This window comes from Catenovulum sp. SX2, assembly GCF_052056295.1.
Taxonomy (GTDB): domain Bacteria; phylum Pseudomonadota; class Gammaproteobacteria; order Enterobacterales; family Alteromonadaceae; genus Catenovulum.
On the sequence record NZ_CP182493.1, the window covers coordinates 2,612,718 to 2,628,194 of the forward strand.

A 15,477-nucleotide genomic window follows, 5' to 3' on the forward strand; every position below is an offset into this window, starting at 1 on the left:
GTGAGGCGAGTGTTAAGAGATGATTGAATTTTTAAAAATCCTGTTCCTATCAAAATTTGTGTTATTAACGCCAGATCCTGTGACTATTCAGGAACAATATACTTTTACATTAAAAGAGCCTATTAGTGCAATGAATTATCACGCTCGATTATCAATTGATGTTACGGGCATGCTAAATGACATTAAAGGAACTGGCATTATTAATGAACTAGATATATTGGAGTCTAGATTCCCTCAGGGGAGTGTAATAGTTTATTTAAAAGAGAGTAATACTGGCGCTAAACTTACTCTTAACGAACTGAGTTATTCTACAAGTAGTGACTCTTTAGAACTTTCTGTTAAATACCCTAAAGATGCAGAGTTGGATCGAAATTACGATACCGTAACTATTTATTCTAAAGTCTTGTTGGAAGATGTTTTGGTCGGCTGGGCTAATTCCAAGTAGTCCCATTGAATATACAGCCCCGCTAGCTTGCGCATTTTTACTTTTTGGCACACCACTATAAGGAGGACTAATCAGAATGTGGTTTAAAGATAAGAAGACGAATTTTATATGCTTTTTGGCTTTATTTTTAGTTTTGTTCTGTTCTTTAACCGCATCTAAAGTTTATATACTCAGCAAAGAATTTTCAGAAAGTTTGTATACATTTTCCAATCCCGAGGAAATAGAGCAAGACAAAGCTTTATTTAAAATGTTGGGGTATAAAGATGATGGCTCTGCAGCGCTAATGCGAATTAAGTCCTTAACTAATGTACTTTATACCTCCACAAAACATATAGATAACCTTCAATTTTACATTGCACTATTATGTTTAAGTTCTTTTGTTGGTGGAATCCTGTTTTTTTATTGTATTCGGAGAATTATTAAGAGGGAATGTTCAATTAATAATGTAAGTGGCGATTAAGATATCAGTACCTAGAGTGATATGTGAACGTTTCTGTTACTGCTATCAACTAGTGTTTCCAAACGCAAATTATTTATTAAAACAAAACTCAAGCAATCCCCCCGAAAAAGCCGATCTTCACCCCGCTTAAAAATATCAATCATAAACAATCAAAATGTTGCAATCTCATGCGTAATGGCATAAAGTAATCATTAAATTTAAATCAATATTTATAAAATATTAACGTTTGCAACAGATGTTGCTTGTCTTTGCAGATGTTAATAACAGTTAAGTGATATAAGTAAAGGATAAAAAAATGCCTGCTATTGCCCATGATATTGAGTATGCAACCATTCGTAGCAAAATTGACAAGTTAATCGACAACCTAGTTAATATTACCGACGAAACTGGTGAATTTTTATTAAAACTTGAAGACGGTCGAATCATCGACACTAAAGGTTGGAACGACTGGGAATGGACACACGGTATCGGTTTATACGGACTATTAAAATACTGGGACATTACCGGCGACGACAAAGCGCGCGAAATTATTGAAAAATGGTTTGCTGACCGTTTTGCCGAAGGTACACCTACTAAAAACGTAAACACAATGTCACCGTTTTTAACTTTGGCATACATTCAAGAGCGCACTGGTAACCGCAGCTACTTACCATACTTAGATGTATGGGCAGAGTGGATTATGGACGGTATTCCACGCACTGAAGAAAACGGTATTCAACACATAGTATTCAACTCTGAAAACTACCAACAAATGTGGGACGACACTTTAATGATGAGTGTTATGCCATTAGCAAAAATTGGTTTGTTGTTAGATCGCCCAGAATATGTAGAAGAAGCAAAACGCCAATTTATGCTACATATCAAATACCTAGCTGATCGCAAAACAGGTTTATGGTTCCACGGTTGGACATTCGACGGTCGTCATAACTTTGCCGATGCATTATGGGCGCGTGGTAACTCTTGGGTAACAATCGCAATTCCTGAATTTATCGAATTATTAGACTTACCACCACACGACGGTTTGCGCATGTTCCTAATTGAAACTTTAGAAGCGCAAGTTAAAGCCTTAGTTGAAACTCAACACGAAAGCGGCTTATGGCACACCTTGTTAGATGATCCTAATTCTTATTTAGAAGCGTCAGCCGCGGCTGGTTTTGCTTACGGTATTTTAAAAGCTGTACGTAAAGGTTATATCGACGAGAAATACCAAGAAAGTGCAATTAAAGCGATTAAAGCTGTAGTAGAAAACATCGACGAAACTGGTGAATTACAACAAGTTTCGTTTGGTACACCTGTATTTGATGACTTACAGGGTTACCGTGATATTCCACTAACTTCAATGCCTTATGGTCAATCAATGGCAATTTTGGCACTTGTTGAATACATGAATAGCTACATCTAACACAATAAAAAATCGTAAAAATAATAAGGCACTCAAGCAAAACCAATGGGGGTTTAAATGAAAGAACGTAAAATTGGCTTTTTAAATTACACAGCTTATGGCTTAGGCGACGTACTCGGCGCTGGTTCAATGGCGGTGATAAGCGCTTGGGTGCTGTTTTTTTACACCACTTATTGTGATTTAAGTCCTATTCAAGCGGGTATTATATTTGCGGCTGCACGTATTTTAGATGCAGTTGCTAGCCCGCTAATTGGTTATTTATCTGACAATGCCGACTCAACTAAGTTGGGTCGTCGTTTTGGTCGTCGTAAAATATTCTTATTGATTGCTATTCCACTATTGCCAAGTTTTGCTTTGATGTGGGTAAGCGGTCAACACTTCTTCTACTACCTATTCACCTATATTTTCTTTGAATTGGTTTATGCATCTGTATTAATTCCTTACGAAACTTTAGCGGCTGAAATGACTAAAGATTTCCGTAAAAAAGGTATGTTTGCTGGTGCGCGTATTTTGGTTGGTCACTTATCGGCAATCGCTGCAACTATCTTACCAGCGTGGATTGTGGCTGTGTTAGGTGGTAAAGACTCACCGGATACTTTCTTAATTATGGGCGGAATTTTCTCAGTTGCCTTTATGCTAGTGGTAACTATCGTTTATCTATTTACTTGGGAGCGCGAGAAGTCGCCTGAGGAATTAGCCCAAGCAGCACAACAAACCACTTCGTTAGGCGAAGTATTTTCTAAGCTGTACAAAGGTTTAGGTTTTACCTTAAAAATTCGCGCATTCCGTTTACACCTAGGTATGTACTTAGGTGGTTATATCAGCCAAGATATTTTTAATGCCGCATTTACGTACTTTGCAGCATTTGCGCTTGGTAGTATTTTTGCCTACAGCGCCAGTGAGTCACTTAGCTTAACCTCTTATTTAATGGCATCTATTTTCACAGTGCAAACTATAGCTGTGGGCGCGGTATTTGCCTGTGTTGCTTTATTGCCTAAATTCTTCCCAGCGTTAACTTATCGTTTTGCAGTAGTTGCTTACATTATTGGTATTGCGGGTTTAGCCTCTTTCTATTACATGACACCAGACAGCCAAGGTGGTCAAATTAGTTGGATGGTATTAGCGTTAATATTTGCCGGTATTGGCCGTGGTATCTTGAACTACATTCCGTGGAATACTTACAACTACATGGCTGACGTAGACCAAATTGTTACAGGTTTACGCCGTGAAGGTAGTTTTGCTGGGGTTATGACCTTTGTGCGAAAAGCTGCGCAAGCCAGTGCGGTATTTGCTGTAGGTGCTGCGTTAGAAGTAGGCGGCCTAGTAAAAGGCGAGCGTGTACAAAGCACAGAGGTTATGGAATCTATTGTAAATATTATGACAATAGGGCCAATTATCGTATTGATTTTCGGTTACTGGGTATCAACTAAATTTAAGTTAAATACAGACACACATACCATTTTGATGGACGAAATTGAGCGTTTTAAACAAGGTCATCGCGAACCTTCAAGTGCAGAAAACAAAGCAATTATTGAAGACTTAACCGGCTGGAAATACGAGCAACTATGGGGCAACAATGTTGTTGGCCAAAGTGCGGCGAGTGATGTAGCGGCGGCATCAACTGCAAAAAAGTGCGCAGGTGAAGCTTAATGATTAAGTTTAATTTAGCGTCTGTTGTTGCACCTGCTATCGCATTAGCATCTGTATTGGCGTTATCGGCTTGTGGCTCGACCCCAAACACCAGCGATAATGCAACAGCCAGTAATCAGCAGTCTATTCCAAAAAGTTGGATAGATGCTGACACCGGCCATAAAGTGGTGCGTTTATCCGAAGAAGAAGGCTCGCGCTCATTATATTTTCACCAAAACTCATATGCAGCAGCTGGTGACAAAATGGTTATTTCGGTGGCAAACCCTCGTGGTGTTGCTGTAGTCGATTTAACCGATATGAGCGTAAAACGTTTATTTGACCATCCAGACGTTGCCGTATTATTTATGGGGCCGAGCAGTCGAGAGGTTTATTTAACTTTAATTGAATCGAAAGATGGTCACCCGGTGCATGCTCAAAACGAGTTGCAGCAACCAACGCAAATTATCTCGGTAAATATTGATACCGGTAAAGTGCGCGAAATTGCTACTGTGCCACGCGGTAAAATTCATTCAATTAATATCAATGAAAGTTTATTGATAGGCGCATTTGCTGAAAAAGCACATAGTCTAGAAACCGGCCCACGCCATGCGCGTTTTGAAGCTAGATACGAAGCCAAAGGCCCTGACGGCAAACCACTCACTTATGCTGAGGCCAAAGAAGTGCGTATGGATCAGCGTTTGGAAATGCGCATTCCAATGCAAATGTTCACTGTGGATATTAAAACCGGTGAGCTAAAAACCATTATGCAATCAACCGACTGGTTGAACCATATTCAGTTTTCGCCAACCGATCCTGAGTTAATTATGTACTCGCACGAAGGCCCTTGGCATAAAGTTGACCGCATTTGGGTAACGGATATTCACGGCAAAACGCCAGAAAAAATTCACCAAAGAATGATGAATATGGAAATTGCCGGTCATGAGTTTTTTGGATTTGACGGCAAAGAAATTTTCTACGATTTACAAACACCACGTGGCCAAGACTTTTGGTTAGCCAGTTACAACCTAGAAACTGGCAAACGCGTGTGGCGACACATGCAGCGCGACGAATGGTCTGTGCACTTTAACGTATCGCGCGATGGTAAATATTTTGCGGGTGACGGTGGCGACGAAGAAATGGTTGCCAAAGCGAAAAATGGTAAGTGGATTTATTTGTTTGAATCAGAGCCAGTTAAAGACGTTGCCGGCATTAGTGCACGTAACGCTGAGCAACTTGTTAGACCGGCCGTGTTAAAAGCGAAAAAGCTGGTAAATATGCAGCAGCACGACTATCGCTTAGAGCCAAATGTAACTTTTACCCCAGATGGTAAATGGATTGTATTTAGGTCAAATATGCACGGGCCTGTGCATGTATACGCTGTGTCGGTCGAACCAGCAGAGTAGATAATTTAATAAAGTTTATTTGTGTGTGTATTGGGGCTGTGTGTGGCCCCTTTTTTTATTGCAACAAACGGAATAATAAAATGAAAAATATATTGTTATCAATTGTGGGCGCTTGTGCTGTAAGTGCATTAGTTGCTTGCCAAACAACGGATTCGGGTTCAGAAAATGTTTCAGCCGAACTTGGCAAAATAGCGCCAAAACCTTTATATCGCGACTCTATTTACGATGGAGCAGCCGACCCATTGGTGATGTTTAATCACACCACGCAAAAATGGAATATGCTGTATACCAACCGCCGTGCCAATGCTAAAGATGTTAATGGCGTAGAGTGGGTGCATGGCACACCAATTGGTATTGCAGAGTCTGACGATGGTGGCGCAACTTGGCAGTACAAAGCCGACGCAAATATCCAATATCCATATGTTAAAGAAGGCGAGTTAGCAACTTTTTGGGCGCCCGATGTATTTTATCAAGCCGAAGAAAAACGCTACCACATGTATTTAACCATAGTGCCAGGGGTATTTGATAACTGGCGTCATCCACGCAGCATAGCGCATTTCACCAGTAGTAACTTGCTTGACTGGCAATATGTTTCAACCTTAAAACTGAATACCAACAAAGTGATAGACGCTGACGTAGTGGCACTACCACAAGGTGGCTACCGCATGTTTTATAACGACGAGCCAGACGGAAAATCAGTTTATTACGCCGACAGTAAAGACCTATACACATGGGAAGACAAAGGCAAAGCTAAATTACAAAGCCGCGGCGAAGGGCCAACTACCTTTTATTGGCAAGGTTACTGGTGGTTAGTAGTAGACGCATGGAAAGGTTTAGCTGTATACCGCTCAACTGATTTAGAAAACTGGCAACAACAAGCTGAGCATTTAGTGCAAACACCGGGCACAGGCAAAGACGATGGCGTAATCGGTGGCCACCCAGATGTAGTGGTAAACAACGACCGCGCGTATTTATTTTACTTCACCCATCCGGGTAGAACTGCTGAAAACAAAGGTAAAGACAACTACCAAACCCGCCGCAGCTCAATACAAGTATCAGAGTTGGAATTTGTTGATGGTTGGTTAACTACGGATAGAAATAAACCGACTAGGATAGACCTACGTTAAAACATTTCCTTAAATATCAAAAAGGTGTATGTTCTTGTTTTACCAAAACTTACACCTAATAACTCTAAGCAAATTATGGAAAATTATTCACTAACAAAACGGAAGTTGGTTAAACAAATTGGTAGCTGTGCTTTAGCTGCACCTTTTGCGGCTAATGCGGTAAATGCGGTAAATGCCAGCGCCAAAAGCTTAACTGAATCCACTAACAACGTAGCCAATCAGCAAGATGCTTGGCAGCAAGCGCAGCAGATAATAGATAATATTCAAACACCAAAAATTCCACCGGTGGCAGTTTCTTTAGCAAAATTTAATCCGCAAGCCGATGGCACGGGTGACAATACTCAGGTGTTTGCCAACGCCATTGAATATTTACATCAAAAAGGTGGTGGCAAGTTAATTGTACCTGCTGGCGTGTATCAAACAGGGCCAATTCATTTACAGTCAAATATTGAGCTGCATATTGAAAAAGATGCGGTTATTTCATTTTTTACCGACGCGGAAAAATACCAACCTTATGTATTAACCCGCTGGGAAGGCTCAGATGTAATGAGTTATTCGCCGCTGATTTATGCGTACAAAAAACACGATATTGCGATAACAGGTCAGGGCACTTTGCAAGGCAATGCCAGTGCTGATCATTGGTGGCCGTGGCGATACAAATGGAAACGCGGCAAGTTAAACCTGATTGAGGGTGAAAGCCAAGATATCACCCGAGATCAATTAAGAAAAATGACTGCCGACGGCACTCCAATAGAGCAACGTGTTTTTAAACAAAATTTTTTGCGCCCAAGTTTTGTTCAACCTTATTTGTGCCAGCGCGTATTAATTGAAGGGGTAACATTACGCAATTCACCTATGTGGATGCTGCACCCGCTAGTCTGTTCAGACGTAATCGTGCGCAACGTACAATGTTTAAGTTTTGGGCCTAATTCAGACGGTTGCGATCCTGAATCCTGCCGTAATGTATTAATTGAAGGTTGTGTGTTTGACACTGCGGACGATTCAATTGCCATTAAATCAGGCCGCGACCAAGACGGACGCAAACATGGCATAGCTAGCGAAAATATTGTAATCCGCAACTGCAAAATGTTGGATGGTGACGGCGCAATAGCAATTGGCAGCGAGATTTCTGGTGGTGTGCGTAATGTATTTGTCGAAAATTGTTTTATGGACAATCCAAAACTGTACCGCGCAGTGCGAATTAAAACCAATTCGTCGCGCGGCGGTTTTATTGAAAATATCTACATTCGCAACTTAAAGGTCAATAAAGTTAAAGACGCAATTGTGATTAACATGCGCTACAACGAAGATAAAATTGAGCCGTATATTACCCAAGTGCAAAATATTCAAATTGAAAATGTACAAGTGGTTGACGCAAGGCGCGCGTTTATTTTAAAAGGCGATCCACGTTTACCATTGAAACAAGTTAAGTTACAGTCGATAGAAGTTAAAAAAATTCGAAAAGAAGATATTATTCAAGATGTTGCTGAGCTCACGCAAGACAAGATAATTGTTGCGGGGAAAAACCGTCAGCTAGGACAAATACGCCGAGTTCAGCTTAAATAATTAGATAAAAATTGGGAGTCACTCAAATGCGCAAATTCGTTGCGGCACTGATTACTGGCACATTGTTAACTGCATGTGCCAGTACCGAACAAAACTCAGCAGAGCAAGGCACAGCCGTTACCTTGTATAAAGCACAAATGATCAGCGGTGCTAAACCAGCTGAAAATACCGAAAAAGTACACAGTACTAATCACAATGATGAATTTGTAATTCAAATTAGCCAGCCAAGTTTAACCGCTTATTTGCCGGATGCGGCTAATCGCTCTGACAAAGCAGTGATCATCTGCCCAGGCGGCGGTTATTTTGGTTTGTCTATGTTAAAAGAAGGCCAACAAGTGGCACAGCGTTTTGCGCAAAATGGCATTAGTGCGTTTGTTTTAAAATACCGCATGCCGTCAGACACTTGGATGGAAGATAAATCAGTTGGCCCATTGCAAGATGTGCAACAAGCTATCGCCCAAGTAAAAGCGCAAGCGGCAGACTGGGGCATAAATCCACAAAAAGTGGGCATTATGGGGTTTTCTGCGGGTGGCCATTTAGCCGCAAGTGCCGCAACACATTATGATAATCCGGTTAATCATGGTTATAGCGCGCATCAAGTTAAGCCAAATTTTCAAATTTTAGTTTATCCAGTAATTAGTATGCAGCCGCTGATCACACATAAAGGTTCACGAACTAATTTATTAGGTGAAAACCCAACGGGTGAACAAATCGACCGTTTTTCCAATGAATTAAATGTCAGTGGAACTGCGCCGCCTGCCTTTATTGTTCATTCAACTGACGATGTTGTTGTGCCAGTCGCTAATGCTTTAGTGTATTACCGCGCCTTGGTCGATAACCAAGTGCCAGCACTGTTAACCATATTGCCTGATGGCAACCACGGTTATGGCATGCGTCATCCAATTGATTGGTTTGAACAATTATTAAATTGGTTAGAAACACAATGAGACAAGTCGCAAAAGTTTTAACCCTAGCTGCTGCTTTTATTTGTGCAGCGGCTTTTGCTGATGGCAACCCGCTAAAGCTCCATCCTGAAATTCAACCTTTGCTCAAATCGCAGCAGCAATTAGCCGAGCAAATCGGCTTTTTGCATATTACGGCTGACAATCTATATCAGCTAAGAGCAAAAGACGCAGCAAAACCCTATAAACCAAAAACAACATCAACAGTAAAGCTTGAGCACATACCATCCGTTACGCAAGGCGATCCTGATGTTGCTGTATATGTAATTAATGCCAAAGCGGGGGCTAACAAACCAGCCATTTTATATATGCACGGTGGTGGATACATTTTAGGCAGCGCCAGAGATTCAGTAGTTGGCATGCAAAAATTGGCGGAAAAACACGATTGTACAGTTGTCACTGTAGATTATCGGCTTGCGCCAGAAACCGCATTTCCCGGCTCGTTGCACGACAACTACACAGCATTAACTTGGTTATATAACAATGCTGAAAAATTAGGTGTAGATAAAAACCGTATTGTGATTATGGGCGCAAGTGCCGGTGGTGGCCATGCCGCTATGTTAGCTATTTATGCGCGCGATAAAGGCGAAGTACCAGTTAAACATCAAATCCTAATTTACCCTATGTTGGACGACAGAACCGGCAGCAGCCAACAAGTACCAGAGTGGATAGGTAAATTGTTATGGACACCTACTTCAAATCAATTCGGTTGGTCGTCTTTATTGGGTCAACCAGCTGGATTAAAACGAGTGCCATATGGCTCTGTACCCGCGCGAGTAGCCAACCTAAATGATTTGCCGCCAGCTTTTATTATTGTTGGGTCAATTGATTTGTTTATTGATGAAAATATCGAATATGCGCAAAGGTTAACCAACGCAGGTGTGGCAACTGAATTGGTCTTGTTACCCGGAATGTACCATGCAGCAGAGCATATTCATCGAGAAACTAAAATCGCCCAGCGTTTTCACGATGCAGTTGATGCGGCAGTTGCAGGGGCGTTAAGGGATTAATCGAGGAGGGCTTAAGTGAAATATCTACTTATTTGTTTGTTATTGATGGTAAATATATGTTTCGCTGAGCCGTCCATAAAGGCCGAACTGAGTTTATTGCAAAGGAGCGGCGATGCTTTAAAGCTGCTGGTTAAATATTCCAATACAAGTGAGCAAAATGTTCAATTGTGGAAACGATATCTATTCCCTCATGGAGCACTGGCTTTTGATGTGTTGGATGTTTACGAGCAGCAAGAGAGTGGAAGGCTGATTGAAATCCCTTACCGAGGCATTCAATTCAAACTTGCACATCACACTGGCGACGATGATTATATCATTCTTAAACCGAGTGCATCTGTAGAGGCTGTGGTAAGTGTTACACCCCTTGAATTTAATACCGCAGCCAGCAGGCATCACATCATAATATACCGAGGAATCAACCCAAAAAGTGATTCTGGTCAGCCTGAATTATTGATTATAAGCCCTCCACTTGTGGCTAACTTATGAAAATTTACTTGCGACCGACTTTACCGTTATTCCAACCGACCCTTGGGGGAATGACTATCTGTACACCAAAACAGCAGAAGGATATGAGTTAACGTGTTGTACGTCGACAGATTTAACGGACTAGCTGACTTGCTATTCTATCACTGAGGGATATATGTTAACGCTCTTAAAGACTGTTTGGTTATGTATTGAGCTGACCTTTTGGCCAGTTTTATTGGTTTTGATAACTTACATTTGGCTCAACAAAAAGTCTGATTTCAACAAAGTTGAAAATTTATCATTCATTATTTTAGCTTTAGTTTCAGGGCTGTTTGTTTCATTTAGAAAGTATCAAGGTTATCGGCGCAAAAGAGATAATTGATGGTTGTGATAAGAATTTGGAGGCTAGATTGTGGGAGCTAAACGATTATTTTCTTGGAAAATGCTTTGGTTATTGTTACTGACTTATTTGATTACCAAAGGGATCAAGGTATTAGAAAATAGTTTGTGTCAAAGTTTTGTAGACCATTGTTTTTTCATAAATAAGATGAGTTTAGTGGTATTAATAGTCTGTTTGGTATTATTTGTGCTTAGACCTTTTTCGAAGCTATTTGGATTGTACAATTCAAATAACACAAATTAAGCGGTGCAATCGCATTCCTCAAATAAAGCAGGATAGAGTGAAAACATGCAAGGGTATTGAAAGAGCATAAAGGGTATCAATATAGTTATTTATAATGATACACAAATAGATTAAGGGCAATATGCTTGGAATTCTGACAACAATACTTTGACAGCAAAAGTTGGGTAAGCATAAGCCCTAATTTGTATTAATTTACCTGCCAAGTCGCTAAACTAATTTGTTCCGCTTGCACATCTGCTGCTTTAGCGTCATTCCCATCTTGCTGTTCAACCGACTGTACTAACATATGTAACTGTTTAAAACGCTGCCATTGTTGTGGATCGATAGATGGCTCCCATGCACCATAAGTTTTATCTATTAAGCTTTGGCTGTGCCAAACAGTGCTTTCACTTGGTTTGACCGTGTGAACTTTTATCTCAGCTGCTGTGTCGTCTCTATGAATTAAATGAAACCAACTAGTGTGGCTGTCTGAATCAACCAATAATACCGGACGCGACCAAGGTGGGTTTTTAGTCCCCATGCCAGATAATGCAAAATTTACCGATGCTTTTGGTCCAGTAAAAGTTTGCCATTTGCCGTTATCAAAACGCACTACATTAAAAGCGGGGGCTTGTTCTGGTGCATCAGCCCAATAACTGGTGATATATGGGTTACTACTATTGTCGGCTGCAACTACTGGCGGATTCATTAATTTGTGATTTTGTGGGATCTGTTTAACAACTTGGGCGTTGTTTATCCTCAGTGGAAGTTTATATTGCGCGCCATCAATTTGCTGCCAAGTTACGCCATAGTCTTTTGACTGCGCGTACATTAAATCGTGATTGGTTGCGACATCTGGCGTTTCGCGCCAAATCCATGCAAGGTGTAATACATCGTTTTGGTCGAGCGTCATATCCCAATAAGCACTACGCTGTTTTTCGCCATCAATTAACACATTGTGAATGCGCGACCAACTTTGGATGGCTACATGGTATCGGTTCATTACCAACTGGCCTTTGCCCGAACCACCATCACGATATTGGAATAATAAATCCCCATTTTTTAATGCGTAAAATTGTGGGTAGGTAACACTTTTTTCCATATTGCCTAGCATGTTTGCACGCTGTAACTGCAAACTACCTGGCGCTGTGCTTTTGGCGTAATTAAGTGGATTGTTGTGATGATCCCAAGCCATATGTAAATAACCAGCACCGTCTACCACTATGCTAATGTGGTTATGTGCATCATTTACATTGCCACTAAATTCAGTTGTGTGTAGCTGCCAGCTATCTTGCGCAATGTTGCGTTTAGCTAATACAAGCTTAGCTTGTCGATTATAAAAAGCCGCGTATTGAAATTCACCATGGGTATAAACCGTTTGTTTAACCCCAGCTAATACGTTAACTGAACTACCAGCAAAAGCTTGGTCGCTAATCGGCAAAATACGCACAGCTTGTTTTGTGGATAGGTCAGACAGTTGGCTACAAGCTTGTAGTGCCGCCAAGCTGAGCAAAGTGACAGATGTTAACCAAGTTTTTAACCTTCGAGATTGCTTCCATGTTGTTTTCATTATGTTTCTTCTTTGTGATTATTTTTGATTATAATAAATCAAAAATGCTCTATATTAAATCACCTACTTCAAATACGACTTCAATATACCCACTACATCGTCAACTTCGTGTTGGCGTTGTTCGTCGGATAACTGATTATCACCTAAATGGTCGCGAATATGTGCTTCAAGTACATGATTCATTAGCCCGTTTACCGCCCCTCTAATAGCGCTAATTTGCTGTAAAACTGCAATACATTCATTTGATTGGTCGAGTGCTTTTTCTAAAGCGCTGACTTGTCCTTGAATTTTTTTTACCCGGGTCATCAAAGCTTTGTTGTTTTTGTTTAAATGCGCCATAAGTTACTCGCTGGATCTAATAGGTATACTGGGGTATAGTATATTAAATTAAAGTTAGCTTCCAAGTTTATTGCAAAATTTATAAGGTTTTCTCGTGCAAAATGATCATGGCCAACAATGCCAATACGCGCACAAATTTACCGTAGACAACCGCGGTGCCGAGCGCAAAGTAAATATGGTATTTGCTTTAACCACAGTCACTATGGTGATAGAAATTGTCGCTGGTAGTTGGTACGGCTCTATGGCTTTGTTGGCAGATGGCTGGCATATGTTGACTCACTCAGCGGCCTTTGCCATTTCTATGTTTGTTTATTGGTATGCGCGCAAAAATGCCAACAACCCAGCTTTTACTTTTGGTACGGGTAAAGTTAATGCCTTAGGTGGATTTGCGAGCGCAGTTGCTTTGGGCACAGTTGCTTTTATGATGGTAATTGAATCGACCGAGCGCTTATTAGTACCTGAAAGCATTCAATTTAATCAGGCGATTGCTGTGGCTATTTTAGGTTTTATCGTCAATTTAATTTCTGCTGTGTTGCTGCACGATAGTCACGGACATGATCACGGGCATAGTCACCACCACCATAATCACAATCATGATCACAGCCATGACGATCACCAAGATTTGCATGGTCATTCCCATTCCCACGCTCACGCCCATGCGCATGATCACAATTTAGCCGCGGCTTATTTTCATGTATTGGCCGATATGCTCACGTCAGTGCTGGCAATAGTCGCGTTGATTTTAGGTAAATATTACAACTGGTTATGGGCCGATGCTTTAATGGGCATTATCGGCTCTGTGGTTATTGCTAAGTGGGCGTATCATTTAATTATTAGTAGTAGCCATATGTTGTTAGATAAAACAGAGCATGATGACTTGGCAATTCAAGCGCAAAAAATTATTGAGCAACAGGGCAGCCAAGTAACAGATTTACACGTGTGGAAATTGTCTAGCCAGCATACAGCTATGATAATTGCGATAAGTTCAGCAGAACCAACTAGCCCAGAAGAATACAAGCAGTTGCTGCAGCAGCAACTGCATATAGATCATATAACTGTTGAAGTGAACTTGCTTGACTAAGCAAATTCAAAACCTTCGACATTAACGTTAGATATTGCATCTTGGGTTAATTGGTCGGCAGTAACATTAGTTAACTGCACGTTTTTAACTGGCATCTCAGCTTGGCCTTCAATATTACAAATAAAGTCGGCTTGGTTGAGGTGAATATCAGATAAATAAATATCGCTAATTTGGGTTAAACGTCTCTCGTAAGTTGGCACTAAATCTTTCCATTGGTACAGCACATCGGTTTCTATGCTGAGTGCCCCACCTTTAACCGCTCCGGCTTTAATATTGCGGATAATGATATTTTTAACATAACCACCACGGCGCTCATTGGTTTTAATTAAGACAATATTGCCAGTGCCAACTGAATATTGGGTGCCATCTTCAAAGCGGCAGTTTTCCACCAATACATTTTCAATGCCACCAGATAACTCGCTGCCTACAGCAACTAGCTGGTGGGCGCGTTTAATTAAACAATTGCGCATCACTAGGTTTTTGGTTGGAGTGTTTAACCGCCAAGCGTCTTGATTACGCCCAGCTTTAATCGCAATAGCATCATCACCTTGGTCGAATACACAATTTTCAATCAGCATATTTTGGGTCATTTCAGGATCGACCCCATCATTGTTGTGGCCGTGAGCTTGTACTTTAACATCGCGGATCACCACGTCTTTACATAAAAACGGATGTAATACCCAAAACGGACTATCTTGAATTTGAATACCTTCAATTAACACGTGTTGGCAACGGTTAAACTGGACAAAATGCGGGCGTAAATTAGCGCCTGCATAGGTCATTTGCCTTTGTTCTACCGGCACATCTTTAGCGGCCATATGGTACAAGTTGGCTAGTGCATCCATATGTGGTTTGGGTCTTTTGTACCAAACCTGCCAGACATCTAATTTAGCCTGCAGTTTGCCTTGGCCACTAATAGATACCTGCTGACATTCATAGGCATAAATCAGCGGTGAATAGTTGTAACACTCCATGCCTTCCCAAGTGGTTTTTACCGCAGGTAAATAATCTGCTGGCTCGGCTGAAAACAATAAAGTAGCGCCTTCGGCTAAGTGCAAATCAACAAAACTTTTTAAATGAATTTTTGCACATAACCATTCTCCGGCTGGAATATATACACGTCCACCTTGGTTGGCATTGGCGGCTTGTATTGCGGCGGCGATTGCTTGTTCATTTGCTTGTTGATTGTTTGGCTGAGCGCCATAATCACGAATATCAAACACCTTAGCTTGACTGAAATCAGCAATTTGAATTGCTGGCATATTAAAAGGTGTATCAAGTTGAATTTGCTGCATGGGTAAGTGCTCGCGAGTTAATAAATTAAAAGACTGACAGCCACCCAAGGCAGTTAAACAAGTGGCTCCAATAATAAATTTGCGGCGACTTGGCATAATAA

At 41.0% G+C, this 15,477-nt stretch carries 14 protein-coding genes; 11 read left to right on the forward strand and 3 right to left on the reverse strand.

Features of this window, described 5'->3' with window-relative positions; all coding sequences use genetic code 11:
* Positions 1–19 precede the first annotated feature (19 nt).
* From ACMZOO_RS10965 to ACMZOO_RS11010, 10 genes are all read left to right on the forward strand, one after another.
* A complete protein-coding gene (locus tag ACMZOO_RS10965) occupies positions 20–445 on the forward strand; it encodes a hypothetical protein (RefSeq protein ID WP_440903380.1) in 426 nt (141 codons plus the stop codon).
* Positions 446–521: 76 nt separating this feature from the next.
* A complete protein-coding gene (locus ACMZOO_RS10970) occupies positions 522–905 on the forward strand; it encodes a hypothetical protein (RefSeq protein ID WP_440903381.1) in 384 nt (127 codons plus the stop codon).
* Positions 906–1,200: 295 nt separating this feature from the next.
* On the forward strand, positions 1,201–2,307 hold the full coding sequence (gene bglB / locus ACMZOO_RS10975; protein WP_440903382.1) for a beta-galactosidase BglB: 1,107 nt from the start codon (positions 1,201–1,203) through the stop codon (positions 2,305–2,307).
* Between the two features lie 57 nt (positions 2,308–2,364).
* On the forward strand, positions 2,365–3,957 hold the full coding sequence (locus ACMZOO_RS10980) for an MFS transporter (protein WP_440903383.1): 1,593 nt from the start codon (positions 2,365–2,367) through the stop codon (positions 3,955–3,957).
* Positions 3,957–5,339, forward strand: a complete 1,383-nt coding sequence (locus tag ACMZOO_RS10985; protein ID WP_440903384.1) for an oligogalacturonate lyase family protein — start codon at positions 3,957–3,959, stop codon at positions 5,337–5,339. Before ACMZOO_RS10980 ends, ACMZOO_RS10985 begins: the two co-directional genes overlap by 1 nt.
* An 80-nt stretch (positions 5,340–5,419) precedes the next feature.
* Complete coding sequence (locus tag ACMZOO_RS10990; RefSeq protein WP_440903385.1) at positions 5,420–6,466, forward strand: hypothetical protein; 1,047 nt, start codon at positions 5,420–5,422, stop codon at positions 6,464–6,466.
* Positions 6,467–6,541: 75 nt separating this feature from the next.
* Positions 6,542–8,032: a glycoside hydrolase family 28 protein gene (locus ACMZOO_RS10995; RefSeq protein WP_440903386.1), complete on the forward strand. Its 1,491-nt coding sequence runs from the start codon at positions 6,542–6,544 to the stop codon at positions 8,030–8,032.
* A 26-nt stretch (positions 8,033–8,058) separates the two neighbouring features.
* A complete protein-coding gene (locus ACMZOO_RS11000; RefSeq protein ID WP_440903387.1) occupies positions 8,059–8,979 on the forward strand; it encodes an alpha/beta hydrolase in 921 nt (306 codons plus the stop codon).
* Complete coding sequence (locus ACMZOO_RS11005; protein ID WP_440903388.1) at positions 8,976–10,004, forward strand: alpha/beta hydrolase; 1,029 nt, start codon at positions 8,976–8,978, stop codon at positions 10,002–10,004. Before ACMZOO_RS11000 ends, ACMZOO_RS11005 begins: the two co-directional genes overlap by 4 nt.
* Before the next feature lie 15 nt (positions 10,005–10,019).
* Complete coding sequence (locus ACMZOO_RS11010; RefSeq protein ID WP_440903389.1) at positions 10,020–10,490, forward strand: hypothetical protein; 471 nt, start codon at positions 10,020–10,022, stop codon at positions 10,488–10,490.
* Between the two features lie 809 nt (positions 10,491–11,299).
* On the opposite strand, the gene ACMZOO_RS11015 is transcribed toward ACMZOO_RS11010, so the two are convergent.
* The gene (locus ACMZOO_RS11015; RefSeq protein WP_440903390.1) at positions 11,300–12,661 is read right to left on the reverse strand and encodes a BNR repeat-containing protein; all 1,362 of its coding nucleotides are present in this window, start codon (positions 12,659–12,661) and stop codon (positions 11,300–11,302) included.
* A 63-nt stretch (positions 12,662–12,724) separates the two neighbouring features.
* Positions 12,725–13,000, reverse strand: a complete 276-nt coding sequence (locus tag ACMZOO_RS11020; RefSeq protein WP_440903391.1) for a metal/formaldehyde-sensitive transcriptional repressor — start codon at positions 12,998–13,000, stop codon at positions 12,725–12,727.
* 94 nt (positions 13,001–13,094) lie between these two features.
* Between ACMZOO_RS11020 and dmeF the strand changes: the two genes are divergently transcribed.
* Positions 13,095–14,081, forward strand: a complete 987-nt coding sequence (gene dmeF / locus ACMZOO_RS11025) for a CDF family Co(II)/Ni(II) efflux transporter DmeF (RefSeq protein ID WP_440903392.1) — start codon at positions 13,095–13,097, stop codon at positions 14,079–14,081.
* On the opposite strand, the gene ACMZOO_RS11030 is transcribed toward dmeF, so the two are convergent.
* Positions 14,078–15,472: a glycoside hydrolase family 28 protein gene (locus ACMZOO_RS11030; RefSeq protein WP_440903393.1), complete on the reverse strand. Its 1,395-nt coding sequence runs from the start codon at positions 15,470–15,472 to the stop codon at positions 14,078–14,080. The genes dmeF and ACMZOO_RS11030 overlap by 4 nt on opposite strands.
* Positions 15,473–15,477: the final 5 nt, after the last annotated feature.

Coding starts and splice junctions, on each gene's coding strand:
- ACMZOO_RS10965 (WP_440903380.1), top strand. CDS start 20: ATGATTGAATTTTTAAAAATCCTGTTCCTATCAAAATTTGTGTTATTA.
- ACMZOO_RS10970 (WP_440903381.1), top strand. CDS start 522: ATGTGGTTTAAAGATAAGAAGACGAATTTTATATGCTTTTTGGCTTTA.
- bglB (WP_440903382.1), top strand. CDS start 1,201: ATGCCTGCTATTGCCCATGATATTGAGTATGCAACCATTCGTAGCAAA.
- ACMZOO_RS10980 (WP_440903383.1), top strand. CDS start 2,365: ATGAAAGAACGTAAAATTGGCTTTTTAAATTACACAGCTTATGGCTTA.
- ACMZOO_RS10985 (WP_440903384.1), top strand. CDS start 3,957: ATGATTAAGTTTAATTTAGCGTCTGTTGTTGCACCTGCTATCGCATTA.
- ACMZOO_RS10990 (WP_440903385.1), top strand. CDS start 5,420: ATGAAAAATATATTGTTATCAATTGTGGGCGCTTGTGCTGTAAGTGCA.
- ACMZOO_RS10995 (WP_440903386.1), top strand. CDS start 6,542: ATGGAAAATTATTCACTAACAAAACGGAAGTTGGTTAAACAAATTGGT.
- ACMZOO_RS11000 (WP_440903387.1), top strand. CDS start 8,059: ATGCGCAAATTCGTTGCGGCACTGATTACTGGCACATTGTTAACTGCA.
- ACMZOO_RS11005 (WP_440903388.1), top strand. CDS start 8,976: ATGAGACAAGTCGCAAAAGTTTTAACCCTAGCTGCTGCTTTTATTTGT.
- ACMZOO_RS11015 (WP_440903390.1), bottom strand. CDS start 12,661: ATGAAAACAACATGGAAGCAATCTCGAAGGTTAAAAACTTGGTTAACA.
- ACMZOO_RS11020 (WP_440903391.1), bottom strand. CDS start 13,000: ATGGCGCATTTAAACAAAAACAACAAAGCTTTGATGACCCGGGTAAAA.
- ACMZOO_RS11030 (WP_440903393.1), bottom strand. CDS start 15,472: ATGCCAAGTCGCCGCAAATTTATTATTGGAGCCACTTGTTTAACTGCC.